We start from the raw sequence: 25,392 nt of genomic DNA on the forward strand, positions 1-25,392 counted from the left end.
CACGAGCGCCAGCCGCGCACCAGCCGCCACGGAGGCAGCCAGCCCAGATGGCGCTGCGTTCCCCTTCACGATCACGGCACAGTGCCCCCGCACCCGGGCCCGCTGTGGCTGCTTCCACACCCCCCACGGCGTCGTCACCACGCCGCGCTTCATGCCGGTGGGAACCCTGGGCACGGTGAAGGGAGTCACGGCGTCCCAGCTGCGGGACACCGGCGCCCAGATGGTGCTCTCCAACACCTATCACCTGCACCTCCAACCAGGTGAGCAGATCGTGGCCGAGGCCGGTGGGCTGCACCGCTTCATGGGCTGGGACGGCCCGATGCTCACCGATTCCGGCGGCTTCCAGGTGTTCAGCCTGGGGGCCATCAACACGATCAACGACCAGGGCGTGGTGTTCCGCTCCCCCCGCGACGGTGCCCGGATCGCGCTCACCCCCGAGCGCTCGATGGCAATCCAGATGGCCCTGGGGGCCGATGTGGCCATGGCCTTCGACCAGTGCCCGCCCTATCCCGCCAGCGAGGCCGACGTGGCCACAGCCTGCCGCCGCACCCACAGCTGGCTGGAGCGCTGCATCGCCAGCCACAGCAAGCCCGATCAGGCCCTGTTCGGCATCGTGCAGGGGGGCTGCTTCCCCGCACTGCGGGTTGAATCGGCCCGGGTGGTGGCCTCCATGGGCCTGCCGGGCATAGCCGTGGGCGGGGTAAGCGTGGGCGAGCCCGCCGAGGAGATGCACCGGATCGTGCGCCAGGTGGGCCCCCTGCTGCCGGAGGCCGTGCCCCACTACCTGATGGGGGTGGGCACGCTGCGGGAGATGGCGATCGCCGTGGCCAACGGCTTCGACCTGTTCGACTGCGTGATCCCCACCCGCCTCGGGCGCCATGGGGCGGCCCTGGTGGGTGGGGAGCGCTGGAACCTGAAGAACGCCCGCTTCCGGCACGACCACACGCCCCTCGATGCCGGCTGCCCCTGCCCGGCCTGCCAGAACCACAGCCGCGCCTACCTGCACCACCTCATCAAGAGCGAGGAACTGCTCGGCAAGATCCTCCTGAGCCTGCACAACATCACCCAGCTGATCCGCTTCACCACGGCCATGGGCCAGGCGATCCAGGACGGCTGTTTTGCAGAGGATTTCGCTCCCTGGGAACCGGAGTCTCCAGCCGCTCACACGTGGTAGCGTCCGCCTCACGCTCAGTGAATTCCGGGATGGCCGCCTACGCCCTGCAGACCCTGGCCCAGCTCCCCGAGGCCTACCAGGCCTTCGGCCCCCTGGTGGACATCCTGCCGATCATCCCCCTCTTCTTCCTGCTGCTGGCCTTCGTGTGGCAGGCCTCCGTCGGCTTCCGCTGAGCCACGAGAGCCCCAGGCAGGAACGCGTTCTGGCCGAAGTCTGGCTGCGCTCAGCCCCTGCCTGATGGCCGATCCGAGGGAGGGCAGGTCGCTCCTAATCCGATCGCCTGATGCAGTCCGGTCGGCGGAGACTCTCCAGTCTCAACCCCCCCCAACCTGAACCTCCCCAGCGGTGTGGCGCCCAGCCCACCGCTTTTCTTGTGGCCGCCCAGAGGCTCGCCTCAACCGCGACGCAGCACCTGCCAGGCGAAGGCCGGCAAGGCCAGCATGCGCCGCCAGCGGCTGGGTTCCTGGATCAGGCGATAGAGCCACTCGATCTGCAGGCGGCCCATCCAGGCCGGGGCCCGCTGCTTGGTGCCCGCCCACACGTCGAAGCTGCCGCCCACACCCATCCACAGGCCCGGCTGACCCTGGTGCAGGCGCTGGATCCAGGTCTCCTGGCGGGGCACCCCCAGGGCCGCCAGCACCAGATCGGGGCGCTGGCCGCACAGCCCCGCCTCCAGGGCGGGCCAGAGGGCCGGATCCTGGTAGCCATGCAGCGTGAAGACCAGATTCAGCCCGGGAATTTCGGCGCCGAGACGCTCACGCAGGCCAGCCATCACCTCAGGGCTGGCACCCACCAGGGCCACCCGCCAGCCATGGCGGGCGCCGTACTCCAGCAGGGCCCGGGCCAGCTCGATACCGGGACTGCGCCGCACCCGGTAGCCCTGCCGCGCCAGGGCCCAGACCACGCCGGCGCCGTCGGGGATCACCAGGTCGGCAGCGGCAATGGCCGCCCCCAGCCCCGGGTTGGCCCGGGCCGCCATGGTCATCTCGGCGTTGAGTGTGACGATCTGACCGCCGCCGCGCTGCTTGAGTTCCAGGGCCGCCGCGAACACATTGGCGCAGACGGCCACCGGCACCCCCAGCACCCGGGTGATCCGCCAGGAGGGCGGGGCACCGGCGGCCCCGCCACCGGAGCGGTTGCTGGAGCCCTGGCCTGCGCTGGAGCCGCTGCCCGCCCCGGGGCCGTTGGTCGCCATGGATGCCATCTGCCGGTCGGGCCGCGCGGGAGAATCTATGGCCGGCGCCCCGCCCAGCCGCGCCCCCAGGCAACCCGCGCCCCCCGGTCCTCCGCGCCATGACCTCCACCAGCGCCTCCCTGCCCGCCCCGCTGGCCCCAGGCGACGCGACGCCGATCCCGCCCCTGGCCTGCGGCGCCGACGCCCCCCGCCCGCTGGTCCCGGCAGAGGCCCGCCGCGTGCTGGCGCAACTCGACAGCCAGATCGAGCGGGTGGTGCTGCAGCGCCAGCATCCGATCACAGGCCTGCTGCCCGCCAGCACCGCCCACACGGTGCATGGCAACTACGGCGACGCCTGGGTGCGCGACTGCGTCTATTCGATCCAGTGCGTCTGGGGACTGGCCCTGGCCCACCGGCGCCTGGACGGGCCCAGCACGCGGGTGTTCGAGCTGGAGCAGCGGGTGCTGCAGCTGATGCGTGGCCTGCTCAACGCCATGCTGCGCCAGGCCGCCAAGGTGGAGCGCTTCAAGCACAGCCTGGCGCCGCTCGATTCCCTGCACGCCAAGTACGACACGGGCTCCGGCAACCCGGTGGTGCCCGACGACGGCTGGGGGCACCTGCAGCTGGATGCCACGGCCCTCTACCTGCTGCAACTGGCCCAGCTGACCCGCTCCGGCCTGGTGGTGGTGCACAGCTCCCACGAGCGGGACTTCCTCCAGAACCTGGTGTACTACGTGGCCCGGGCCTATCGGGTGGCGGACTACGGCATCTGGGAGCGGGGCGACAAGGGCAACCACGGCCTGCCGGAGCGCAACGCCAGCTCGATCGGCCTGGTGAAGGCGGCCCTCGAAGCCCTCGACGGCCTCGACCTCTATGGCCCCCACGGCGACGGCCGCAGCCGCCTGCACATCCCCCACGACGCGATCGTGCGCCTGCGACGGGCCCTGAACGGTCTGCTGCCACGCGAATCGGCCAGCAAGGAGGTGGATGCGGCCTGCCTGTCGGTGATCGGCTACCCGGCTTGGGCCGTGGAGGATCCGGCCCTGGTGGAGCGCACCCGCGCCAAGATCCGCCGCGAGCTGGGGGGGGCCTACGGCTACAAGCGCTTCCGCCGCGATGGTCACCAGACGGTGGTGGAAGACCACGCCCGGCTGCACTACGAGCGGGAGGAGCTGGCCCAGTTCGAGGGGATCGAGTGCGAGTGGCCGCTGTTCCTGGCCTACGAGCTGATCACCGCCTGCTGCGAGGAGCGCTGGGGGGAGGCCTGGATCTGGAAGGCTCGCCTCGACAAGCTGGCGGTGCCCGTGGAGGGCGTGCCGCTGCTGCCCGAGCTGTACCTGGTGCCGGAGGGCGCCATCGCCGCCGAGCGCCGCCAGCCCGGCAGCCAGCCGCGGGTGCCCAACGAGAACGTGCCCCTGCTCTGGACCCAGAGCCTGACCTGGCTGGCGGAGCTGCTGCTCAACGGTCTGCTGCTGCCGGAGGATCTCGATCCGAGCGGCCGGCGCCTGGGCGCCAGCCTCGGGGCCGAGCAGGTGCTGGTGGCCCTGGTGCCCGCCACCGCCGCCATCGCCGAGCGCCTGGCCGCCGCGGAGCTGCCGTTGACCCAGCCGGACGCCGCTGGCGACAGGCTGCGGGTGGTGCCCTCCCGCGACCTGGCCGAGCGGATGGCGGCGGTGGGAACCAACCCCAGGCTGGGGCTCAGCGGCCATCCGCCCGTTCGGATGGAGAGCATGGCCACCGCCCGCCTCTACCGCCAGGGTGGGGAGCTGCTGGCCGTGCTGCCGGCGGTGCTGGAGGAGGGCACCTTCTACCTCTCCGACGACCCGGAGCAGTTGGTGGACGCGGTGGCCACTGAGGTGAGCCAGCTGCAGCGCCACTGGCGCGGCGGCGGCGCGCCGCTGCTGCTGATCCCGGTGGCGGAGGCACCGTTCCGCCGCAATCCGGAGACGATCCTGCGGCTGGGCCAGCAACTGCGCAGTGGTCGGCTGGAGGGCGTGCCGGTGCAGCTCGCCCCCCTGGGTGAGCTGCTGGATCAGGCGGTGTGGGTGGACTTGCCCGCGGCCGCTGCCCTGCCCCAGCCGCCACGGGAGCCCGATGCCCGGCCGCTGCTGCGCTCCAGCACCAGCGTGGCGCCGCTCACGGCGGCCGAGGAACAGGAGCTCGAGGAGATCCCGATCAGCGACCTGGCCGAGCGCCTCTGGCGCAGCACCTCGCTGCCGGAGCAGGCGGAGCTGCTGGAGCAGCTGGTGCGGCGCCTGGGGCCGGAGGCCCAGCTGCAGGGCCCCGGCGCCCGGGTGAGCCTGCAGGCCCTGCTCGATGAGATCTACCGCCGCGCCCTGGCCGAGGGCGATTGGAACGTGGTGCGCCGCTGCGCCGGCTCCCTGGGCCTGATCCACCCCCAGCTGGAGGATGCCCTCACCGACCTGCTGGTGCGCCAGAAGCAGGTGGTAGTGGGCCGCAACTACACGAACGAGTCACTGATCACCCAGCCCCAGGGCAGCCAGGTGATCGCGGCGATGATCCAGCGCTTCAGCGGCGAGGACGGGCGGGAGTGGGTGCTGCAGCAGGAGCTGCTGCTGGCCCTCGACGGCCTGGCCCGCCAGGAGCCGGCCCTGCTCAGCGGCAGCCTCACCCTGCAGCTGGGCCAGCTGCTGCTTCTGCTCACCAGCGAACTGGCGGGGGAACGGGATCTGGCACCCGATGAGGCCTTCGAGGCCCTCTGCGACCTGCCCCCCCACGCGATCCGCCGCCAGCTGCGGCGCGTGATGGCGGATGTGGAGCACGCCAAGGCAGCGCTGCAGCGCAAGGAGCAGCTGCATGTGAGCGGCCGGGTGCGCTGGGAGGTGCCCGATCCCCTCGACGAGCTGCCGCGCGGCAACTGCTGGCTGCAGCACCGCCAGCGGCTCGGCGCGCTGCAGCAGGTGCCGCGCGACTTCTACCCCGGCATCTGGGATCTGCTGCACCACTGCCGCGGCCTGGTGATCGGCGACAAGCTGGAGCGCCGCAACCGGCTGGACAGCGCGCCGCTTCTGAGCGAGAAGACACCGGGGGAGCGCAACTTCGCCAGCCTGGTGGAGCACCTGCTCAGCAAGATCGAGGCCGCTGAATACCGCCAGCTCTGCACCGAGACCCTGGTGACCCTGATGGCCTTCGTGGGCGCCAACCCTCAGGTGCACTTCAACGACTACCTGGCCCTCGACGTGGTGATCGGCCACGCGGTACGGGTGGGCTGGGAGCAGGAGCACCCCCAGCAGCCTCGGGATCTCTACCCGCTGCACAAGGCCGAGGCTTGGGAGCGCTTCTACCGCTCCTCCCCAGCCCTGTGCCGCCGCTGGCAACTGCAGGCCCTCCGGGAGCTGGCGGAGGCGGGCTGAGCGCCCTGCCTCCAGGCAGACACCGCAGGCGGGTCAGATCGGGTTGTCGAGGGTCATGCAGAGGGTGGGCTGCTCCACGCACTGCTCGATCAGGTCAGCCAGCAGCAGGGCGCGGGTGGCCTGGGGGCCATCCACCGCCGGCTGCTCCTCGCCCCGCACGCACTGCAGGAAGTGCTCCAGCTCAGCCACCAGCGGATCCACCGGCGAGGTGCTCACCTCCTCAATGAAGCCGTCATTGCGGTAGAGGAGTTCGCCGTGATCGGCGCTGAAGGAGAGGTTGGAGCGGCGGTGGATCTGCAGGCTGCGGTTGAGGAAGTCCGTCTCCACCAGGCTGCCGCGGCAGTGGGCGCTGAGGCTGCGGATCTTGCGGTGGGCCATCTTGCTGGCCGTGAGGCTCGCCACCACCCCGTTGGCGAAGCCCAGGGTGGCGTTGACATAATCAATCGGGCCCTCGGCGCTACGGCCACCGGCCGCCGCCAGGCGCACCACCGGCGCGGCAGCCAGCTCGAGCACCAGGTCGATGTCATGGATCATCAGATCCAGCACCACGGACACGTCGTTGGCTCGGTCGGGGTTGGGGCTGTGGCGCCGCGCCTCCAGCACCACCACCTCCTCATTGGCCACCACCTTCACCAGCTCGCGGAAGGCCGGGTTGAAGCGCTCGATGTGGCCCACCTGCAGCAGGCGACCGGCGGCATCGGCGGCACCGATCAGCTCGGCCGCCTCCTCCTGGCTAGCGGCGATCGGCTTCTCGATCAGCACGTGCAGGCCCGCCTGCAGACAGGCCATCCCAACCCGGTGGTGCAGCAGGGTCGGCACGGCGATGCAGACCGCCTCCACTTCCGGCAGCATCGCCTCGTAGGAGGGGAACCAGCGGCAGCCGAACTGGTCTACCGCCAGCTGGCCGCGCGCGGTGTCGGGGTCGGCCACGCCCACGAGCTCGGCGTCGCGCAGCAGCCGCAGCACCCGGGCGTGGTGCCACCCCATGTTGCCGATGCCGATGACACCAACGCGGACGGGCTTCATGGCGTCGGTCTCTGGGCGCTGGGAATTATCGGCGATCAGGCGACCTCCTCGGAGCTGCGGCGGGTGATCTGAACCCGATCGATGCGAGGCCCGTCCATGGCCGTGATGAGGTACTGGTGGCCCTTCCAGCGCAGGCTCTCGCCGGAACTGGGAATGTGCTGCAACCGTTCCAGCAGGAAACCGGCCAGGGTGTGATGGCCATCGGCCTCGGGCAACTGCAGGCCCAGCTGGCGGTTCAGCTCGAAGATCTCCAGATCACCCGCCACCAGCCAGCTGTCGTCCTGGAGCTGCTGCAGGTCGTCCTCGTCGCCCTCCGGATCGTCCTCGTCGCCCACGATCTCGCCGGTGAGGTCGGCCACGGTCACCAGCCCCTCGGTGCCGCCGTGCTCATCCACCACCACCAGCAGGGGCTGACCGCTGCGGATCAGGGGCAGCAGCTCCGCCAGCGACGCGGTCTCCTGCACCCGCGGCACCGGCGCAACGAAGGGGACCAGGGGGGAGTCGCTCTGCAGCAGGCCACGGGCGATCGGTTCGGCCAGGCGACGCAGGTCCAGCACACCGCGCACGTCGTCGAGGGAGCTGCCGATCACCGGGAAGCGGGCGTGATGGGTTGTGTGCACCGCCTCCATCAGCTGGGAAAACCGCACGTCCAGCGGCAGGGTCACCATGCCGGAGCGGGGAACCATCACCTCGCGCACCTGAGTATCCCGCAGCGAGAACACCCCCTCGAGGATGCTGCGCTCATCGGGCATCAGGCCGGTGACCCCACCGGTCTCGATCAGGGTCTCCAGCTCGCCGGCGGAGAGGGCCGGCACCAGCTGATCCCAGTTGCGCGGCAGGCCCAACAGCCGCAGCAGGCCGTCGCCGAGGCGCTCCAGCACAAGCAACAGAGGTGCCAGGCTGCGGCTCACGGCCTCCAGCAGGGGCGCCAGCCGCAGGGCTGAGGCCTCGGGCCGGTGCAGCACCCAGGCCTTGGGCACCAGGCCGCCCACCAGGGTGGCCAGCACCACCAGCGCCAGGAACACCGACAGATCGATCCAGGGCCGCTGCACCGCGGGATCCAGGCGCACCGCCAGGCCCCGGCCCAGCCAGCCCAGGGCCACCAGGGCCAAGGCACTGCCCAGCTGAGTGGCGACGAGAGCCCGCCGCAGCCGCTGCTGCAGCCGCGCCACCGCCCGGGCGCCGGGATGGCCATCAGCCTGGAGCTGCTGCACCCGGCTGGGGCGCAGCCGGATCAGGGCGAATTCACCAGCTGCGAAGAAGGCCAGCAGCAGCAGCAGCAGGGCCGCCAGGGCCAGATAGCGCATGGAGTGGCGGGCGGCGCGGGGTCAGGGGCAAACTGTAGACAGGGAACCAGGGGCCAGCCGCCGGGGGGCAGAACGACGCGCTCCGATGGGGGTCGCGGGGATCGAACCCGCCTCAGGCGAATTATGAGTTCGCTGCATTCACCAGATTGCTAGACCCCCGGTGGCGGGGTTTTACCACAGGCCCCGGACAGGGGTGCGGTAGGTGATCCGGGGCTGAGGTTGTTGGGTGACAGGGACCGCGCAACTGCCTTGGGGAAGCCCGCTGCAAAAACCATTGTTCACGTCGTCAGTCCGCCACGGGAGCGGATTGCTCTGGCGATCGAGCAGAGCTTGGTAGGTGTTGTGGAGAGCTGAGCCGTCCCAGACGATCGTCTGATCAGGGAAACCGAGGCCAACGACTCTGGTGCCATCACCGCCGCCCATGGCGATTCCGAGGATGTCGGTGATCTGGTGGGTGATGTCGACCCCGCGGGCAAAGGGCGCTGTGTAGGAGTAGAAGCGCTGCTCCACCATCTCGGGTGTGGTGGTGACAGGACCGCAACGGGTGACTTCCACCGGACCGAAGGCGTTCATGCCGGCCGGCCCAGATCCAGCGAGCGGCGCCTCCAGCGTGGTGGTGCAGACCACCGGACCTGCCTCGGCGCTTGGCGGCTGGGCCAGACACAGGCTGCCCACACAAGCTGCGGCGGCCAGGGCCGAGGCCATCGGCAGACCACCCGGCAGCCCACTCGGCAGCCCAAAGGTGCGGGGCATGACGCGGGTCATGACAAGGACATCCTGATGTAGGCGCAAACTAGACAACCTCCCCCCGCTTTGCCAGAGGCACCGGCCCATGGTTGTGACCCCGGCCCCGATCCAGTCCCTGCCGCAGCCCCTGCCGGCTGGGGCGGTGGAGCAGCGCCAGCAGTTGCTGCAGCTGCTGGCCGAGCGCGCCTACCGCCACGGCCAGTTCACCCTGGCCTCGGGCCGCACAAGCGACCACTACGTGAACTGCAAGCCGGTGAGCCTTAGCGGTCTGGGTCTCGCCCTGCTGGCGGCCAGGATGCTGGAACTGGTGGAGCCGGAGGCGGTGGCCGTGGCCGGCCTCACCCTCGGCGCTGACCCGCTGGTGAGTGGCGTAGCCCAGGCGGCAGCCCTGGCGGGCCGCCAGCTCGATGCCCTGATCGTGCGCAAGGAGGCCAAGGGCCATGGCACCGGCGCCTGGCTGGAGGGCCCACTGCCAGCGGCCGGCAGCCGCATCACCGTGCTCGAGGACGTGGTGACCACAGGCGGCTCCTCGCTCAAGGCGGTGCGGCAGCTGCGCGAGGCCGGCTACGTGGTGGAGCGGGTGGTGACGATCGTGGACCGCCAGGAGGGCGGCCTGGAGGCCATGACCGCCGCCGGCCTGGAGCTGCAGAGCCTGTTTCTGCTGGAGGAGGTGGCCGCAGCGGGTGCCGCCGGCACCGCCGCCGCCGCCGCAACCCAGCAATGAGCACCTCCGCCCGCTGGTCCAGTCCCGTCAGCCTGATCCGGCTGGAGGGTGCGGACGCGCGCCGCTTCCTGCACGGCCAGAGCAGCCAGGCGATCGAGCAGGCACGCCCGGGCGACTGCCTGGCCACCTGCCTGATCAGCCCCACCGCCCGCATGCGCGGCCTGGCCCTGGTGCTGGTGCACGAGGGCGGCGCCGAGCTGGTGCTGCTGGCCGGCGAGGCCACCACCATCCACCAGGCCCTCGATCGGGTGTTGTTCCCCGCCGACCAGGTGCGGCTGGGGCCACCCCAGCCGGCCACCCTCGTGCGGCTGCTGGGGCACGCTCCGGTGCCCACCCCGGGCCCCAGAGAGCTGCTGCGGCCGCCGGTGGACCTCGGGGGCGGCCCCGGCCAGCCGGTACTGCTGCTGCGCAGTGGCGAGGCCCTGCCGGCCTGGGCCGAAGCCCTGCCCGAGCTGCCGCCGTCGGAGGCGGAGCGGCTGCGCCTGCGCCATGGCATCGCCGCTGCCCCCGGCGAACTCAACGACGACACCAACCCCTTCGAGCTGGGTCTGGAGCCCTGGGTGAGCCTCAACAAGGGCTGCTACGTGGGCCAGGAGACCCTGGCCAAACTGGCCAGCACCGGTGGGGTCAAACAGCAGCTGCGGCACTGGATCTGGCGGGCTGGCGCACGCGGCCCCGCCGGCCCTGCGGCGGCCGACGCCCTGAGCCCAGGCTCACCCCTGCGCACGGCGGAAGGCGAACGGGCCGGCTCGATCACTTCGGTGCTGCGCACCCCCGAGGGAGCCGAGGGCCTGGCCCTGGTCCGCCGCCAGGCCCTCAGCGAGGCCCAGCTGCTGGCCAGCGATGCCGATCTGCCCCTCGAGATCCAGGTGCCCGAAGGCTTTGTGGCGCCCCCGGCGGGGACGGTGAAGTCAGCCCTCTGATGGGTCCCGGGGGAGCGGCCTCCCCTCAGGCCTCCCCGTCCTGGTCGAGCAGCCATCGGGCCACAGCCCAGGTCGCCAGTCCATCGTCTTGGTTGTAGCGGAAGATCTGGCGGAGGTTCTGGCGACTGCCGCGGCCCGTGCCATCGGCGATGCCCAGGCGCCACTGGCGCCACCACAGCAGCGCCCGGGCCCCATCCACACCCTTCTGGCGCCAGCGGAAGCCCAGCCAGCTGGCCACGGGCTTGAGGCCGTAGCCGTTCACCGGTAGCCACCAGTGGCGGCGGATGCGCTCGTGCACATCCACCAGGCGGACCCGCAGCGCGGCGATCTCGGCCTCCGACGCCCCCTGGCGCTCGGCCATGCGCCGCAGGGCCAGCGATTCGGTCTCGCCGAAGTGCAGCACCGGCCAGCCGGGATGGCGCTCCAGCAGCCCCCGCAGGCGGCGCCACAGGTGGGCCTCGCCGTGCTCCTGCAGCGCCAGCAGGGGCTGATAGGTGGCCTGGAGAGGGTCGCCCCAGGCGCCATCGGCGCCGCGGGCCAGCCGCACGAAGCCGTGCAGGAAGTCGTCGCGGGCGTCGGGGTCGGATTCGATGTCGTAGAGCAGCACCCCTGGGGCGCCGGCCAGCTCCGGCAGGGCCGGGGCAGGATCGCGGCGGCGGGGAACGCCGTCGTGCTGCACCCGGGCCTGGGTCACGAGCTGAGCCGCGATCTCGGCGTGCTGCTCGCCCCAGGCTCCAAGCCGCTCCACCAGCCGCTCCGGGTCGCTGGCAGCCAGCTCCGGCAGGCTGGACACCCCCAGTTCGAGCAGCATCTCGCGGCGCTTGGCGCCGATGCCGCTCACCTCGCTGAGGTGGCCCTCGCTGGCGGCCACCTGGTCGCAGAGGCCGCGCCAGCTACAGAGCACGCACTTCTTGCGGTCCGCCACCAGCGGTGGTGCGACGGTGCGGGCCAGGTCGTCAGCCAGGCGCGGCAGCACATCCTCCAGCTGGCGCGGCAGGCTGCCGGTGAGCGCGAGTTCCTCGCGGCTGAGGCGCCAGCCGGCCCCGGCCAGCACCAGGGCGCTGGGCACGGCACTGCCCTGCTCGGCCGCCAGCAGGCGGCCCCAGTAGGCCAGCACCAGCCGGTGCTCGCGGGTGAGGTTGCGGCCCTGGCGCACCAGCACCGGCCGGTAGGCGTAGTCGCCCCAGCGGCTGCGGCCCTCAACCCGCTGCAGCAGGGGCGGGTGGGCCTCCAGCCGCAGGCCCCGGGGCCCCTCGCTCTTCAGGCGCAGGCCCACCACCGCCGCGGCACCGGCGCTGGCGGCGGCCTCGCCGCGGCCTGGACGCGCGGGGAACAGGCTGGAGAAGCTGCGGCGCTGGTCGTCGAGCTGCAGGGCCCGGTGGGCGCTCCAGATCCGTTGGTCGGGGTCGCCATGGCGATCGAGCCAGGCCCGCCGCTTGCAGCGCAGCCAACTGCGCAGCAGCCGGTCGGTGAGCGGGGGGGCGGCCACGGGGCGGGGCGATCAACCCCGACGCTAGGGCGCGGCACCACGCGGGGCCGGACGGACGGGGGTGGCCTGCCCGCCCGCCGGCACCCGGGAGCCCGCAGGCCGCCCGGCCGGCTGCTAGCACCATCGTCAATCGCCAGCGCCGCCGATGGCCTCTGCCCCCCTGCCCCTGGAGGCCAGCCCGATCGCCTTCGGCACCGATGGCTGGCGCGGCATCCTCGGGGTGGACATCACCGTGGAGCGCCTGCTGCCGGTGGCGGCCGCCGCGGCCCGGGAACTGGAGTTCTCGGCCCCCGAGGGCCTGCGCAGCCGCGAGGTGGTGATCGGCTACGACCGCCGCTTCCTGGCGCCCGAGCTGGCCGAGGCCATCTGCAGCGCCGTGCGCGGGGCCGATCTGGTGCCGGTGCTGGCCGACGCGCCGATCCCCACCCCCGCCGCAAGCTGGGCCGTGGTGGAGCGCGGCGCCCTGGGGGCCCTGGTGATCACCGCCAGCCACAACCCGCCCGAGTGGCTGGGCCTGAAGATCAAAGGCCCCTTCGGCGGCTCGGTGGAGGGCGACTTCACCCAGCGGGTGGAGCGGCGCCTGGAGGCCGGCGGCATCACCGTGCCGATCCCCGGAGAGACCCTGCGCTTCGACGCCCTTGGCGCCTACCTGGCAGGCCTGCGGGCCAAGCTGGACACCAGCCCCCTCAGCGCCGGCCTGCAGCGCCTGGGCTGGCAGGTGATCGTGGATCCGATGCACGGCTCGGCCGCCGGTGGCCTGAGCCGGCTGTTGCCGGAGGCCGCCGCCAGCGACCACCTGCGCGAGATCCGGGCGACCCGTGACCCCTTGTTTGGTGGCAACCCGCCGGAACCGCTGGCGCCCTACCTGCAGGAGCTGATCGCCGAGGTGCGCGCCTCCACCCTGGCGGGCCGGCCGGCGGTGGGCATCGTCTTCGACGGCGACGGCGACCGCATCGCCGCGGTGGACGAGCAGGGCCGCTTCTGCAGCACCCAGCTGCTGATGCCCCTGTTCATCGACCACCTGGCCGGCGCCAGGGGCCTGGGCGGCACGGTGATCAAGACCGTGAGCGGCTCCGACCTGATGCAACTGGTGGCCGAAGGCCTGGGCCGGCCAGTGCTGGAGAAGCCCGTGGGCTTCAAATACATCGCCGCCGAGATGCTGGCGGGTGAGGTGTTGGTGGGCGGTGAGGAGTCGGGTGGGGTGGGCTTCGGCAGCCACCTGCCGGAGCGCGACGCCCTCTATGCGGCCCTGCTGCTGATCGAGGCCCTGGTGGAGGGCGGCCAGCCCCTGGGCGAGCGCCTCGATGCGCTGCAGGCCCGCTGCGGGGGCGCCGCCGCCTACGACCGCCTCGATCTGCGGCTGCGGGACATGGCCACCCGCCGGCGACTGGAGGAGTTCCTGGCGGCCACGCCACCGGCAGAGGTGGCCGGCGCGCCGGTGCAGGAGGTGATCACCACCGATGGCGTCAAGCTGCGTCTCGGCCCGAGCCACTGGCTGATGCTGCGCTTTTCCGGCACCGAACCGCTGCTGCGGCTCTACTGCGAGGCCCCCAGCGGCGAGCGGGTGGGCGATGTGCTGCACTGGGCGCGGCAGCTCGCCGAGTCGATCTGAGCCTGCCAGCGCCCGCGCCGCTCGCCCAAGCCACGCCCCACCCCCGTGGCCGTTCCTTCACTGCTTCAGCCTCAGCGACCGCTGCGTCAGCGTCTCCGTCTGCCCGGCCCAGCCCGATGACCCTCCCCTCCACCACAACCACTGCTGCCGCAGCTCCCACCGTGCTGGTGATCGCCAGCGGCAACCCCGGCAAGGTGCGCGAGTTCGCGGCGCTGCTGGCGGATCTGGGGCTGGAGATCCGGCCCCAGCCCGAGGGCCTGGAGGTGGAGGAAACGGGCCAGAGCTTCGCCGAGAACGCCCGCCTCAAGGCCGAGGCGGTGGCCCGCGCCACCGGCCACTGGGCCCTCGCCGACGACTCGGGCCTCTCCGTCGAGGCCCTCGGTGGGGCGCCGGGCATCCACTCGGCCCGCTACGCCGATAGCGACGCCGCCCGCATTGCCCGACTGCTGGAGGAGCTGGAGACGGCCCAGACCGGGCCCGGCAGCAGCGGCACAGCCCCCAACCGCAATGCCCACTTCACCGCCGCCCTGGCCCTGGCCGATCCCAGCGGCGCCGTGGTGCTGGAGGTGGAGGGCCTGTGCCCCGGCACGATCCTGGAGGCCCCCCGCGGCGCGGGCGGCTTCGGCTACGACCCGGTGTTCTCCGTGCCGGAGGCCGGCCAGACCTTCGCCGAGATGGACCACGCCCGCAAGGCCGAGCTGGGCCACCGCGGCCGCGCCTTCGCCCTGCTGCGGCCCAAGCTGCAGGCACTCCTGGCCAGGGTCTGAGAGCCATGGGAAGCCGCTGAACCAGGGCCAGCCAGCCTCGACAGCCCGTCGCACAGCCCGTCCAGAACCCTGGACACTCCGGTGGGTTCAACGGCTCCATGAACGCCATGGCTTCGCTGGGGGGCCGCTCAGCCCCCCAGATCCGTGGCCAGATCGCCAACGGCGGGGAGCCAACCCTGCAGCTGCCAGTCCACGCAGCCGCTGGCCACGATCGGGTCCTGCCGCACCAGGGCGGCAGCACTGGCATAGTCCGGCGCCTGCAGCAGCAGCAGGCCGCCGCCACCGGGCCTGCCCTCGCCATCCACGAGGTAGCCGCTGCTGAGCCGCACCCCCCGGGCCCGCTGCTGTGCCACCCAGGCGCGGTGGGCCTCGAGGTGGGGGCGGGCCTCGGCGTGGGGAACCCGGAAGGTCTCGGTCTTGATGAACCAGGGCATGGCCCGCGTGCTGCGCTCTGCCTAGCCTGCAGGCCCCGGGCGCAGAGCAGCGAGGGCGGCCGCGATGGGCAGCAAACCGGGCAGCGAACCGAGCCGCACCCCCGGCCGCCGCCCCAGCCTTGAGCCCCGCTTCGACGCCATCCCGGAGAACCCCTTCGTGGCGCCGCTGCCTGCGGACTTCCTCTGGGGCGTGGCCACCTCCGCCCACCAGGTGGATGGCGGCACCACCAACAACGACTGGGCCCGCTTCGAGCGCCGGCCCGGCGTGATCCGTGATGGCACCGTCAGCGGCCCGGCGGCCGACCACTGGAACCGCCTGGCGGAGGACACGGCCCTGATCCAGGAGCTGGGGGCCAACGCCCACCGGCTCTCGATCGAGTGGAGCAGGCTTGAGCCCGAGCCCGGCCGCTGGGACGCGGCGGCCTGGGAGCACAGCGCCGCCGAACTCGCCCTGCTACGGGCCGCCGGCATCGAGCCGATGGTGACTCTGCTGCACTTCACCCTGCCCGCCTGGCTGGCGGAGCACGGCGGCCTGACGGCGCCGGACTTCCCCCAGCGGCTGGAGGTCTTCGCCGCCGAGGCCGGCCGGCGGCTGGGCCCCCAGGTGCGCTTCTGGTGCACCGTGAATGAGCCGAACGTGCAGATGCTCTTTGGCTACGTGACCGGCCAGTGGCCACCTGGACTGAAGGATCCCGCCCGGGCCGTGCGAGCGTTCGCCGGCCTGGTGCGGGGCCATGCCCTGGCGGCGCGGGCCCTGCGGGCAGCCAGGCCCGATGCCCGCATCGGCGCGGCCGTGCACCTGGTGCTGGTGGAGCCGCTGCGGCGCTGGTGGGCCCTGGACCGGCTCGCCGCCAGCCAGGTGGAGAAGGGCTTCAACTGGCCCTTCTACGACGCGGTGCGCGACGGGGTGGCCCGGCTGCGGCTGCCGGGCTTCCCGCCGCTGGAGGAGCCCATGGCGAAGCTGCTGGACTCCGCCGACTTCGTGGGAATCAACTACTACCGGCGCAACCTGGTGGGCTTCGATCCGGGCGAGCCTGGCTGGGCGGGCCTGCACCAGGGGCCGGGACTGCGCAGCGACGCCGGCGCGGAGATGCACCCCCAGGGGCTGCTGCAGCTGCTGCGCCGGACCTGGATGCGCTACGGCCTACCGCTGATCGTTACCGAGAACGGCGTGGCCGACGCCAGCGGCCAGCTGCGGCCCACCTACCTGCGCTCCCACGCCTACGCCCTGGCCTGCGCCGCCGCCGAGGGCATCCCAGTGCAGGGCTACTTCCACTGGTCGCTGATGGACAACTTCGAGTGGACCGACGGCTATGCGCTGCGCTTCGGGCTCTACCGGGTGGACTTCACCAGCCAGCGGCGCATCCCGGGTCCGGGGGCCGAGGAGTTCCGGCGGCTGGCGGGCCTGCTGCGGGCAGGCGCCGCTCCGGGGGGCGTCGCAGCGGGAGCCCAGGAGGCCGGCCCTCAGGCCTGAGCCCAGCTGCCGTGCAGGCCATGGGGGACCGCCAGGGGCAGCTCCAGCACGGCCACCTCCGCCAGGGAAGCGGCATCCAGGATCACCAGATCGCTCGCACAGCGGGCCCCGTTCCACACCAGGCAGAGCACCCAGCCACTGTCTTCGGCGGCGCTGGCTCCGGCGGCGCTGTCTTCGGCGGCGCTGGCTTCAGCGGAACTCACCTGCGTGGAGCTGGCTCCGGCCGTTGCACCCGGCCGCGGCACCATCACCGGCTCGCTCACGAAGCCCCGCGGCGCGGCGCTCCAGAGGCGCCGCTCCCCCGTGGCCAGATCCAGCTTCTCGATCGCCTGCAGGGGGGCGTTGCCCTGCTCGGCTTCCGTCACGGCCATCCAGGCATAGCGGGCTTCCAGGCCCACCCGGGCCGGGTTCACCATGGCGAACTCACAGGTGCGTGGCTCAAGCAGCTCGCTGCGGGCGGTGCCGGCGGCCAGGTCGAGGCGACAGCGCAGCAGCTGGCCAGCGGGGATCGTGTCGAAGTCCACGGCGCGGAAATCCACGCCCGGGGCGATGGAGGGGAAATCGGGATAAACGATCGAATCCACCACCAGCTCGCCCGTGGCCGCGTCTTCGAAGGCATTGAGGTGGTGGAACACGAAGCCCTCGGGGGCGGGGATCTGCAGGGGCTGGCGACCGGCCTGGGTGCCGCCCTCGCGGGGAATCAGCCAGAACTGGCCCGCCTCGCCGGGCTTGGAGCTCAGGCACTGGGCCGCCCCCTTCTGGCCCAGCACGAAGCCGGTGGGGTTGAAGGCCACGGCGTTCTGCAGGAACACCGCCCAGTTGGGGGTGATGGCGAAGTCGTGCAGGAAGGCGAAGCCCTTGAAGCGGTGGCTGGAATCGGCCAGCACCTGGCCGGCCTTCACGGAGGCCTGGCCCGCGGTCCCCGGCTGATCGGCGCTGGCGAACTCCAGCAGCCGGATCGTGCTGCTGGGGCCGGTCTTGACGCCGAAGGTCACCATCCGGGGGCCGCCGTGGTGGCCGGGATCGAAGCGGGGGTGGGCGCTGAAGGCCTCCCCCGGCTTGAGCAGCCCATCCAGCCGCGAGAGGCCGCGGGTGCGCAGGCTGTCGGGATCGAGGGCATGGGGCTCGGCCGCCTCCCAGAGCGCCAGCAGCTGCTCGCCCAGGCGCACCACGTGGGTGTTGGCGATGTTCTTGAGCCGCAGGTCGAAGGCGTTGGCCAGCACGCCGCCGGGCTTCTGGGTGCCGAACACGCCGCGGTAGAGAACGCGATCGGCCTGCTCCTCCGCCAGCCAGCCCTCGGTGCGCACGAAGCGATTACGCAACTGCGCCTGCCCGCCCGCAAAGCGCAGGGCGGTGATCATCCCGTCGCCATCGAAGGGGTGATGCACCCAGTGGCCGCCACGCTCAAGCCGACCGGGGCCATTGCGGTAGAGGGTGCCACGCAGCTCCGGCGGAATCGCGCCGCGGGCGGTTGTGAGTTCCACCCCGTCGAGCTCCACACCCACGTTGCGGAAGGCACTGGCCCAGTCGTCGCGGTCGTAGGCGGGCGCTGCAGCCCGGGCAGCAGCGTCGACCTGGGCGGTACCTGCAGCGGTCATGGGGGAGGGGCGGGTCCTCCATCATCTCGTAACGGAGTGTTAAGCAGCGAGTGGGATGCCCGCCGCCGGCCCTCAGGCCCCGGCCCGCTCCAGCACTCCCTTGCTGCTCGGCACCGCCCCGGCCCGGCGTGGATCGATCTCCACCGCCAGCCGCAGGGCCCGGGCGAAGGCCTTGAAGGCCGCCTCCACGATGTGGTGCGAGTTGGCCCCATCCAGCTGGCGGATGTGCAGGGTGAGGCCGGAGTTGTTCACCACAGCCACGAAGAACTCCTTCACCAGCTCCGTGTCGTAGCGGCCGATCTTCTGGCTGGGAATCTGCAGGCTGTAGCTGAGGTGCGGGCGGCCGGAGCAGTCCAGCGCCACCTGCACCAGGGCCTCATCCAGGGGCGCCACGAAGTGGCCGAAGCGGTGGATGCCGCGCCGGTCGCCCAGGGCCTGGGCCAGGGCCTGGCCGACGGCGATGCCCACGTCCTCGTTGGTGTGGTGATCGTCGATGTGGGTGTCGCCCGTGGCGCTGATCTCCAGATCGATCAGGCCGTGGCTGGCGATCTGGTGGAGCATGTGGTCGAGGAACGGCACGCCGGTGCTCGCCTGGCAGCGGCCGCCGCCATCGAGGTTGAGCTGCACGCGCACATCGGTTTCGCCGGTGACGCGGTGGATCGTGCCGGTGCGCATGGCTGCCTCCGCCCTTGGGGCGCTGGATCGCAGGCCTTGATCATGCCGGGACACGGAGCGGCAACGGGGGTCTAGGGTTAAACCAAACTTATTGGTGGCCTCGATGTCAAAAGCACAACTGATCGCTTTTCTGGCCAAGGCTGAGGCCAGCCCAGCCCTGCAGCAGCGGATCGATGCCGCCGCCGATGCCAGCGCCGTGGCAGCCCTCGCCCGCGACGAGGGCTTCCTGTTCTCCCCCGCCAGCCTCGCCCGTCACCTGCGGGGCTGAGCCCTCACATCCCGGTGATGCAGTAGCCGGCGTCCACGTAGATCACCTGCCCGGTGATCCCCGAGGCCAGGGGGCTGGCCAGGAAGGCCGCCGTGCCGCCCACCTCCTCCTGGGTCACGGTGCGGCGCAGCGGGGCCTTCTCCTCCACGTTGTGGATCATGTCGAGGATGCCGCCGATGGCGCTGCTGGCCAGGGTGCGGATCGGGCCGGCGCTGATGGCGTTCACCCGCACCTGTTGGTCGGGGCCCAGTTCGGCGGCCAGGTAGCGCACGGAGGCCTCCAGGGCCGCCTTGGCCACGCCCATCACGTTGTAGTTGGGAATGGCCCGCTCGGCGCCCAGGTAGCTGAGGGTGATCACGCTGGCGCCGGGGTTGAACAGGGGCTTGGCGTGGCGGCAGAGGGGCGCCAGGGAGTAGGCGCTCACCTCCAGGGCGCGGGCGAAGCCCTCAGGACTGATCGCGCTGTAGTCGCCGATCAGCTCCTCCTTGCCGGCGAAGGCCAGGCAGTGCACCAGCACGTCGATCGAGCCCCACTGCTCCTTGACCCGGGCGAACACGGCCTCGATCTGGGCCGGGTCCTGCACGTTCAGGGGCTCGAACAGGCTGGGGGCGAGAGGGGCGGTGAGATCGCGCACCTTGGTCTCGAAGCGGCCCTTCTCATCGGGCAGGTAGGTGACGCCCAGCTCGGCTCCGGCCGCATGCAGCTGCTGGGCGATGCCCCAGGCGATCGACTTGTTGTTGGCGATGCCGGTGACGAGGGCCTTCTTGCCGCGCAGATCGAGGAGCATCGGAGGAGCGGAGGGGGTGAGGTCGTCCAGCCGGCTGGCCGGACGGACGGTGCAATCGGGCGATTCTCCCCCAACCCGGGCCCCCAGCTCCTGAGCCAAGTCGTCACCGCCAGCCCCCCTTCGTCAGGGTCCGGCCGCCAGGATCGGCCGCGACGCCAGTGCGCCGCCGTGCCGGAGTTCCCCCAGCCCGATCGCCCCACCGTGCCGGCGCCGCCGACCCTGCAGGGGGTCCCATTGGCCTGGCCCACCGCCGCCGGCGACCTGCCGCGCCAGTTCCCCTCCCGGGCCGCCCTGGCCGCCGAGCTGCAGCGCCAGTTCCCCGCCGCCCTGGGCCCAGGCCCCGACCAGCCGGCGGAAGCCGGCCTGAGCCCGATCCCGGGGGGGCGCCGGGCCGCCGAGGCACGCCTGGCCGCCATCGAGCCGGGGCATTACGGCAGCAGCCGCAACCACATGGATGGCGCCGTGACCCGCCTCTCCCCCTACATCCGCCACGGCGTCCTGACCCTGGCGGAGGTCCGCGACGCCGTGTTCGCCTGGCTCCAGCGCAGCGGACGCCCCCGCCGCGAGGCTGAGAAGCTGATCAACGAGCTGGGCTGGCGCGACTACTGGCAGCGCCTCTGGCGCCAGCACGGCGAGGCCATCTGGCACGACCTGGAGCCGCTCAAGACCGGCCACGCCCCCAGCTCCTATGCCGCCGAGCTGCCCGACGACCTGCGCCAGGGCCGTACGGGCCTGGCCTGCATCGACGGCTTCAGCGCCGAGCTCAGCGAAACCGGCTGGCTGCACAACCACGCCCGGATGTGGCTGGCGGCCTACGTGGTGCACTGGCGCCGGGTGCGCTGGCAGGCGGGCGCCCGCTGGTTCCTGCAGCACTTGCTCGACGGCGACCCCGCCAGCAACAACCTCAGCTGGCAGTGGGTGGCCAGCTGCTTCAGCACCAAGCCCTACCTCTTCAACCGCGCCAATCTGGAGCGCTACGGCGGCGATCGCTTCTGCCGCGGCTGCCGTGCCGCCGCGGCCGGCACCTGCCCGTTCGAGGCCAGCTACGAGCAACTGCAGGCCCGGCTGTTCGGCGAGCAGGCCCCGGCCAGGTCCCCGTCCGATTCCGTTGGTCCGCCGGTCAAGGGCGGCGCAGCACCCGCCGCAGCCCTGCCCTCCCCCGCCCGCCCGGTCCTCTGGATCCACGGCGAGGCGCTGGGCCCCGCCAACCCCGCCCTACGGGCCCACCCCGGCAGGCCGGCCCTGTTCGTGTTCGACGACGCCCTGATCGCCGGCCACACCACCACCACCAGCGGCGATGGCGCTGCCGCCGGTGGGGCCGCCAGCCCCCTGAACCTCAAGCGCCTGGCCTTCCTGCAGGAGTGCCTCCTGGAGCTACCCGTGACGATCCGCCGCGGGGATGGGGCCGCCGAGCTGCTGGCCTTCGCCCAGCGTCACGGGGCCGACGCCATCGTCACCAGCGCCGGCGTGGACCCGCGCTTCGAGGCGATCCGCGCCCGGCTGGCAGCCGCGCTGCCGGTGCAGGTGCTGACCCCGGAGCCCTTCGTGGCCCTGAAGGAGGAGGAGACGGATCTGGGGCGCTTTGGCCGCTACTGGCGCCGCGCCGAAGCGAAGGTCTGGGCCGGATTCCCCGGGCACGGGGCCTGAAGCCCAGCCCCCGCAGCTCCCCAGCCGACCTGCCGGAGCGACCCGCCACCCCGTCGCAACGCCCCCCAGCCGCTCAGGGCTGGGCCTGGCCAGCCGGAGCGCCGCCCCCCCGCAGCAGCGCCTCCTCCTGCTCACGCACCTCGGCCGCCGGCGGCAGCAGATCGGATTCCTCGAGCAGCGGGAAGCGCTCCACCTTCACCTCGGCGGCGCTGCGGGGCGGCTCCGTCCACTGCCAGCTGCTGCGTGGCGCTCGGGCCCGGCAGAGGGCCTCCAGCTCGCGGCGCAGGGCACGGCGCACATCCGCTCGGGCCACCGCCTCGAAGAACTCGGCGCGGCTGGCCACCCCCGAGCTGAAGGGGGCCGTGCCGTTGCCGTTGAACAGCCGGGCCGGATCCACCAGCCAGCGCGGCCGGCAGGTGCCCCGCTGGCTGGTGTCGGTCTCGAGCCAGAGGTGCAGGCCGTAGCCGTCGGGCTGGCTCACCACCGCCAGGCCGTCGTGGGGCTGGACGCGCTGCAGTGGATAGATCGCCCAGCTGGCGCGGCGATGGGCCGGCACGCAGCCCGCCAGCAACAGCCCCGCCAGGGCAAGGGGCAGCAACGGCTGGGGCCGTGCGGGCCCTCGGGCGGTCGGTGCTGGCGGCACGGCGGGAGAGGCAATCGCAGGGATCCTGACGGAGTGCCCCCGACGACTTGGCTCTCCAGGCGACAATCCGCTCCCCATGCCGGGCCATCCCATACCGCCGGGAGCGCTCCGCCGCGTCCCCAGCACCCCTCTGCCGCGCCGGCCCCGCGCCGCCGCACCCACCTGTCGCCCATGGTCCTCACTCCCTCCACGATGCTGCCGCTGGGCACGCCCCTGCCCGCCTTCCGCCTGCCGCGGGTGAACGGGCCCGCCAGGCCCACCGGCCAGGGCCCCGCCGCCGCCGACCCGGCCCTCTCAGCCGGCGCTCCGCTCGACTCCCGCGACCTGGCGGGCCGGCCGCTGCTGGTGCTGTTCCTCTGTGCCCACTGCCCCTTCGTGAAGCACATCGAGCCCGAGATCGGCCGCCTGGAGCGCGACTACGGCGATCACCTGGGGATCGTGGCCATCGCCAGCAACAGCATCCTCACCCACCCCCAGGACGGCCCCGAGGGCCTGCGGCGCCAGGCCGAGCACCAGGGCTGGCGCTTTCCCTACCTGTTCGACGCCGACCAGCACATAGCCCGGGCCTTCCGGGCGGCCTGCACGCCGGATCCGTTCCTGTTCGACGCGGCGCAGCGGCTGGTGTACCGGGGCCAGCTGGATGCCAGCCGTCCCGGCAATGGGCTGGCCTGCGACGGCCGGGACCTGCGGGCCGCCCTCGACGCCCTGCTGGCCGGCGATCCCGTCAACCCGGAGCAACAGCCCGCGATCGGCTGCAACCTCAAGTGGCACCCGGGCCAGGCACCCGCCTGGGGCTGAAGCAGCTCCCGAACGCGGGGCTTAAGGTTGCCTTCATGCAGGTGCCTCCCTTCAGTCTCACCGAACAGCTTCATCACCTGGGTGAGGCCCTCGATGACGCCGTGCTGCAGGTGTTGCGCAGCGGCCAGTACATCGGCGGCGGGGTAATCGCCGCCTTTGAGGCCGCCTTCGGCGAGGCCACCGGCTCCCCCCACGCCATCGGCTGCAACAGCGGCACCGATGCCCTGATCCTGGCCCTGCGGGGCCTGGGCATCGGCCCGGGCGACGAGGTGATCACTTGCTCCTTCAGTTTCTTCGCCACCGCCGAGGCCATCAGCGCCGTGGGCGCCACGCCGGTGTTCGTGGATGTGGAGCCCAGCTCCTATCTGATCGATCTGGATCAGCTGGAGGCCGCCATCACGCCGGCCACCAAAGCGCTGCTGCCGGTGCACCTGTTCGGCCGGCCGGTGGACATGGAGCGGGTCTGCGCCATCGCCAACCGCCACGGCCTCAAGGTGGTGGAGGACTGTGCCCAGGCGAGCGGCGCCAGCTGGGCCGGCCGGCCGGTGGGCAGCTGGGGCGACGCGGGCTGCTTCAGCTTCTTCCCCACGAAGAACCTCGGCGGCGCCGGTGATGGCGGCGCCGTCACCTGCCGCGACGAGGGCCTGGCCCGGAAGATCCGTGAGCTGGCGGTGCACGGGATGCCCCGCCGCTACCTGCACACCTCCCTCGGCTACAACAGCCGCCTCGACGCCATCCAGGCGGCGGTGCTGAACGTGAAGCTGCCGCACCTGGAGCGCTGGATCAGCCAACGCCGGGCCGTGGCCGAGCGCTACCGCCAGGGGCTCCAGACCGCCGCGGCCATCCAGCTGCCGGAGGCCGGCCCCGATGGCCACAGCTGGAACCAGTTCGTGGTGAGGGTGCCCAGTTGTCCAGGCGGTGCGGCCAGCTGCGGCGGCGGCTGCACCCCCTCCGCCGACAGCGCCGCCTACGGCCTGCCGGAGGCCGCCTGCCGCGACTGGCTCAAGCAGCGCCTCCAGGACGCCGGCGTGACGACGATCATCTACTACCCAATCCCCATCCACCGCCAGCCGGCCTACGCGGAGCTGGGCTATGGGCCGGGCTCCCTGCCCGTCACCGAGCGCCTGTGCGGCGAGGTCCTGAGCCTGCCGATCTTCCCGGAACTGAGCGAGGCCCAACAGCAGCGCGTGATCGAGGTCCTGGGAGAGCTGGCGGGAGCCTGCGCCAGCGCCACCCCGGTCGGCCAGCCGGCGGGAGCCGCCGTCGCGGCCTGAGCCCCCGCGGCCGCGGTGCGCCCATCAGCTCCCACGGCGTAACCCCGACTACCGGAGCGTTCAGCCAGGCGTGTGTGGCGGAACATCGCCGCCCCGAGACCTCGCCATAGGGTCCGGCTGTTCCGAAAGGCCCCCTCTGCGGCAGCGGAGGCGCCCCACGCCATGACCCTTCCCACTCCGCGCTTCGGGCGCCGTCGCGCGATCCGGGTGAGCCTCGCGGCGATCCCTGGCATCGTTTCCGCAACGGGGATCTGGTGGGCACTCAGTCCCAGAGGCCGTGATCATCGGCCTGATCGATCGCCATGCCGCTCGCGACTGGGGCGATCTCAACGCCGAGGACAAGAGCGCCAATGACGCCGATCACAGCCACGCAGAAGGCTGGCTCTTCTCCAGCTACGACACCGAGGAGCACGGGACCATCTGGGCGATCACAGAAGGCTGCGCGGCGATGGCGGCGGTCCCCTCACCACGGTTCTGTTCCCTGAGGATTACTGAGACTCGACGCTCTGACTCCAGCTGAGGCAGCCGCGATTGCCTCACTGCTGCAGCTGATCTTGGATCCACAGTGGAGGCTTGAAGGCCCTCAACAACCGTCCGAAGAAAAGGTTGCCCCCCTGTTTGGGCATGCCGGAAACCAGCAGAGGCCTGGGGGGGGGGGTGTTGCTGTCCCAAAGGTAGAAGGCGGATCAACCGGCGCGCCCCCCAAGGTCAGCGCTGCAGCAGCCAGCGCAGCAGCGACAACCCGATGATCATCCCGATGCCGGTGTTCCAGAACCAGGAGGGGCGCTCTGCCAACCGCTGCAGCCAAGCCGGCAGCTGATCGCGCCACTGCTCCAGCGCCAGCACAGCCAGCAGCAGCACGAGCAGGGGGATGCCGATGGCCAACACGAGTTCGCTGAGCATCGGCGCCTCTCCTCTGCGCGAACCCCATCCAGCCCTGTGGGCCAGAACAGCCAGCCCGTCGAACCTGCGCTAGTACAAGTGTGCGCATCTGGAGCGGTTCATGGGCGTCCCTCTCCCCCGGCCTGCGCTCCTGGCGGCGCAACTTGAAACCCCAGTCCAGGACTGGCCTTATCTCGATGAAGGCGTGCTACTCAAGACCCGCAGCCCAAGGGCTGCATGACCTGATAAGGGTTCCAGCACCACGCCGGGGCGAACTGCATCCCGGTGCTCACCTGCCAGCTGCACCAGGGTCTGACCGCCCATGGTTCGCACTTCACCAGCCGCTGCCAGGGCCGGACCGATGACATTGTGCGCGTGCAGATCTGGGCATCAAGTTCTCCGCAGTGGCGAGCAACAGCGGTTTGCCATACAGGCCTTGGGGAGAGGAGCGATGGCGCGGAAGCCCAACCCAGTCAGGATGGAGGGTTAGGCGGCAGATCATGGAGCGCCTGCACCACTTCAGGTTGCAGCATGACCAAGGTCGTGCCCTCTTGATTGTCGGTCGGCACCTCCAGTTGCAGCGGCAGCACTTCGC

Annotated in this window: 24 protein-coding genes and 1 tRNA gene; 13 read left to right on the forward strand and 12 right to left on the reverse strand. The window is 72.0% G+C overall.

Annotation, left to right across the window (positions count from 1 at the left end; translation table 11 throughout):
• Positions 1 to 70 precede the first annotated feature (70 nt).
• Both tgt and CJZ98_RS07375 read left to right on the forward strand, forming a co-directional pair.
• On the forward strand, positions 71 to 1,174 hold the full coding sequence (gene tgt / locus CJZ98_RS07370; protein WP_094589973.1) for a tRNA guanosine(34) transglycosylase Tgt: 1,104 nt from the start codon (positions 71 to 73) through the stop codon (positions 1,172 to 1,174).
• 29 nt (positions 1,175 to 1,203) lie between these two features.
• A complete protein-coding gene (locus tag CJZ98_RS07375) occupies positions 1,204 to 1,347 on the forward strand; it encodes a photosystem II reaction center protein K (protein ID WP_094589924.1) in 144 nt (47 codons plus the stop codon).
• Positions 1,348 to 1,568: 221 nt separating this feature from the next.
• On the opposite strand, the gene CJZ98_RS07380 is transcribed toward CJZ98_RS07375, so the two are convergent.
• Complete coding sequence (locus tag CJZ98_RS07380; protein WP_232756306.1) at positions 1,569 to 2,258, reverse strand: WecB/TagA/CpsF family glycosyltransferase; 690 nt, start codon at positions 2,256 to 2,258, stop codon at positions 1,569 to 1,571.
• A gap of 209 nt (positions 2,259 to 2,467) precedes the next feature.
• Here CJZ98_RS07380 and CJZ98_RS07385 point away from each other — a divergent pair, with 209 nt between their 5' ends.
• On the forward strand, positions 2,468 to 5,722 hold the full coding sequence (locus CJZ98_RS07385; protein ID WP_094589928.1) for a glycoside hydrolase family 15 protein: 3,255 nt from the start codon (positions 2,468 to 2,470) through the stop codon (positions 5,720 to 5,722).
• Positions 5,723 to 5,755: 33 nt separating this feature from the next.
• Here CJZ98_RS07385 and CJZ98_RS07390 read toward each other — a convergent pair whose 3' ends face one another.
• The 4 genes from CJZ98_RS07390 to CJZ98_RS07405 form a co-directional block, all read right to left on the reverse strand.
• The gene (locus CJZ98_RS07390) at positions 5,756 to 6,748 is read right to left on the reverse strand and encodes a Gfo/Idh/MocA family protein (RefSeq protein WP_094589930.1); all 993 of its coding nucleotides are present in this window, start codon (positions 6,746 to 6,748) and stop codon (positions 5,756 to 5,758) included.
• 35 nt (positions 6,749 to 6,783) lie between these two features.
• A complete protein-coding gene (locus CJZ98_RS07395; protein WP_094589932.1) occupies positions 6,784 to 8,055 on the reverse strand; it encodes a hemolysin family protein in 1,272 nt (423 codons plus the stop codon).
• Positions 8,056 to 8,141: 86 nt separating this feature from the next.
• A tRNA-Ile gene (locus CJZ98_RS07400) sits at positions 8,142 to 8,214 on the reverse strand.
• 12 nt (positions 8,215 to 8,226) lie between these two features.
• Complete coding sequence (locus tag CJZ98_RS07405; RefSeq protein WP_232756304.1) at positions 8,227 to 8,820, reverse strand: Occludin/ELL family protein; 594 nt, start codon at positions 8,818 to 8,820, stop codon at positions 8,227 to 8,229.
• Positions 8,821 to 8,887: 67 nt separating this feature from the next.
• Here CJZ98_RS07405 and pyrE point away from each other — a divergent pair, with 67 nt between their 5' ends.
• Both pyrE and ygfZ read left to right on the forward strand, forming a co-directional pair.
• On the forward strand, positions 8,888 to 9,526 hold the full coding sequence (pyrE, locus tag CJZ98_RS07410; RefSeq protein ID WP_094589934.1) for an orotate phosphoribosyltransferase: 639 nt from the start codon (positions 8,888 to 8,890) through the stop codon (positions 9,524 to 9,526).
• A complete protein-coding gene (gene ygfZ, locus CJZ98_RS07415) occupies positions 9,523 to 10,449 on the forward strand; it encodes a CAF17-like 4Fe-4S cluster assembly/insertion protein YgfZ (protein ID WP_094589936.1) in 927 nt (308 codons plus the stop codon). Before pyrE ends, ygfZ begins: the two co-directional genes overlap by 4 nt.
• Before the next feature lie 25 nt (positions 10,450 to 10,474).
• Here the strand turns inward: ygfZ and CJZ98_RS07420 are convergent, their stop codons facing one another.
• Positions 10,475 to 11,938, reverse strand: coding sequence for a TM0106 family RecB-like putative nuclease (locus tag CJZ98_RS07420; protein WP_094589938.1), 1,464 nt, complete (start codon positions 11,936 to 11,938; stop codon positions 10,475 to 10,477).
• Between the two features lie 145 nt (positions 11,939 to 12,083).
• Here CJZ98_RS07420 and CJZ98_RS07425 point away from each other — a divergent pair, with 145 nt between their 5' ends.
• On the forward strand, positions 12,084 to 13,550 hold the full coding sequence (locus CJZ98_RS07425) for a phosphohexomutase domain-containing protein (protein ID WP_094589940.1): 1,467 nt from the start codon (positions 12,084 to 12,086) through the stop codon (positions 13,548 to 13,550).
• Between the two features lie 116 nt (positions 13,551 to 13,666).
• Positions 13,667 to 14,317 carry an RdgB/HAM1 family non-canonical purine NTP pyrophosphatase gene (gene rdgB, locus CJZ98_RS07430; RefSeq protein ID WP_094589942.1) on the forward strand — a complete coding sequence of 217 codons (651 nt, stop codon included), beginning with the start codon at positions 13,667 to 13,669 and terminating at the stop codon, positions 14,315 to 14,317.
• A 128-nt stretch (positions 14,318 to 14,445) separates the two neighbouring features.
• On the opposite strand, the gene CJZ98_RS07435 is transcribed toward rdgB, so the two are convergent.
• Complete coding sequence (locus tag CJZ98_RS07435; protein ID WP_094589944.1) at positions 14,446 to 14,751, reverse strand: YciI family protein; 306 nt, start codon at positions 14,749 to 14,751, stop codon at positions 14,446 to 14,448.
• Positions 14,752 to 14,815: 64 nt separating this feature from the next.
• On the opposite strand from CJZ98_RS07435, the gene CJZ98_RS07440 reads away from it, so the two are divergent.
• A complete protein-coding gene (locus CJZ98_RS07440) occupies positions 14,816 to 16,225 on the forward strand; it encodes a glycoside hydrolase family 1 protein (protein WP_094589946.1) in 1,410 nt (469 codons plus the stop codon).
• On the opposite strand, the gene CJZ98_RS07445 is transcribed toward CJZ98_RS07440, so the two are convergent.
• Both CJZ98_RS07445 and hisB read right to left on the reverse strand, forming a co-directional pair.
• Positions 16,216 to 17,823, reverse strand: a complete 1,608-nt coding sequence (locus CJZ98_RS07445) for a carotenoid oxygenase family protein (protein ID WP_094589948.1) — start codon at positions 17,821 to 17,823, stop codon at positions 16,216 to 16,218. The two genes, CJZ98_RS07440 and CJZ98_RS07445, sit on opposite strands and share 10 nt — an antisense overlap.
• A gap of 72 nt (positions 17,824 to 17,895) precedes the next feature.
• Positions 17,896 to 18,498, reverse strand: a complete 603-nt coding sequence (gene hisB, locus CJZ98_RS07450; protein ID WP_094589950.1) for an imidazoleglycerol-phosphate dehydratase HisB — start codon at positions 18,496 to 18,498, stop codon at positions 17,896 to 17,898.
• A 103-nt stretch (positions 18,499 to 18,601) separates the two neighbouring features.
• On the opposite strand from hisB, the gene CJZ98_RS07455 reads away from it, so the two are divergent.
• Positions 18,602 to 18,766 (forward strand): Nif11-like leader peptide family natural product precursor, encoded by a 165-nt coding sequence (locus CJZ98_RS07455; protein ID WP_094589952.1) that lies wholly within the window; start codon positions 18,602 to 18,604, stop codon positions 18,764 to 18,766.
• 4 nt (positions 18,767 to 18,770) lie between these two features.
• Here the strand turns inward: CJZ98_RS07455 and fabI are convergent, their stop codons facing one another.
• Positions 18,771 to 19,553, reverse strand: a complete 783-nt coding sequence (fabI, locus tag CJZ98_RS07460; RefSeq protein ID WP_094589953.1) for an enoyl-ACP reductase FabI — start codon at positions 19,551 to 19,553, stop codon at positions 18,771 to 18,773.
• A gap of 168 nt (positions 19,554 to 19,721) precedes the next feature.
• On the opposite strand from fabI, the gene CJZ98_RS19515 reads away from it, so the two are divergent.
• On the forward strand, positions 19,722 to 21,200 hold the full coding sequence (locus tag CJZ98_RS19515; RefSeq protein ID WP_390625500.1) for an FAD-binding domain-containing protein: 1,479 nt from the start codon (positions 19,722 to 19,724) through the stop codon (positions 21,198 to 21,200).
• 73 nt (positions 21,201 to 21,273) lie between these two features.
• On the opposite strand, the gene CJZ98_RS07470 is transcribed toward CJZ98_RS19515, so the two are convergent.
• Positions 21,274 to 21,843 carry a hypothetical protein gene (locus CJZ98_RS07470; protein WP_094589957.1) on the reverse strand — a complete coding sequence of 190 codons (570 nt, stop codon included), beginning with the start codon at positions 21,841 to 21,843 and terminating at the stop codon, positions 21,274 to 21,276.
• Positions 21,844 to 22,014: 171 nt separating this feature from the next.
• On the opposite strand from CJZ98_RS07470, the gene CJZ98_RS07475 reads away from it, so the two are divergent.
• The 3 genes from CJZ98_RS07475 to CJZ98_RS07485 all read left to right on the forward strand — a co-directional run bounded on the left by CJZ98_RS07475 (position 22,015) and on the right by CJZ98_RS07485 (position 24,435).
• Entirely contained in the window at positions 22,015 to 22,641 is a 627-nt protein-coding gene (locus CJZ98_RS07475) for a thioredoxin family protein (protein ID WP_094589959.1), read from the forward strand.
• Positions 22,642 to 22,676: 35 nt separating this feature from the next.
• Entirely contained in the window at positions 22,677 to 23,915 is a 1,239-nt protein-coding gene (locus tag CJZ98_RS07480; RefSeq protein ID WP_094589977.1) for a DegT/DnrJ/EryC1/StrS family aminotransferase, read from the forward strand.
• 277 nt (positions 23,916 to 24,192) lie between these two features.
• A complete protein-coding gene (locus CJZ98_RS07485) occupies positions 24,193 to 24,435 on the forward strand; it encodes a hypothetical protein (protein WP_094589961.1) in 243 nt (80 codons plus the stop codon).
• Positions 24,436 to 24,623: 188 nt separating this feature from the next.
• On the opposite strand, the gene CJZ98_RS07490 is transcribed toward CJZ98_RS07485, so the two are convergent.
• On the reverse strand, positions 24,624 to 24,818 hold the full coding sequence (locus tag CJZ98_RS07490) for a hypothetical protein (RefSeq protein WP_094589963.1): 195 nt from the start codon (positions 24,816 to 24,818) through the stop codon (positions 24,624 to 24,626).
• Positions 24,819 to 25,392: the final 574 nt, after the last annotated feature.

The organism is Vulcanococcus limneticus LL, assembly GCF_002252705.1.
In the GTDB taxonomy this organism is placed as follows: Bacteria; Cyanobacteriota; Cyanobacteriia; order PCC-6307; family Cyanobiaceae; genus Vulcanococcus; species Vulcanococcus limneticus.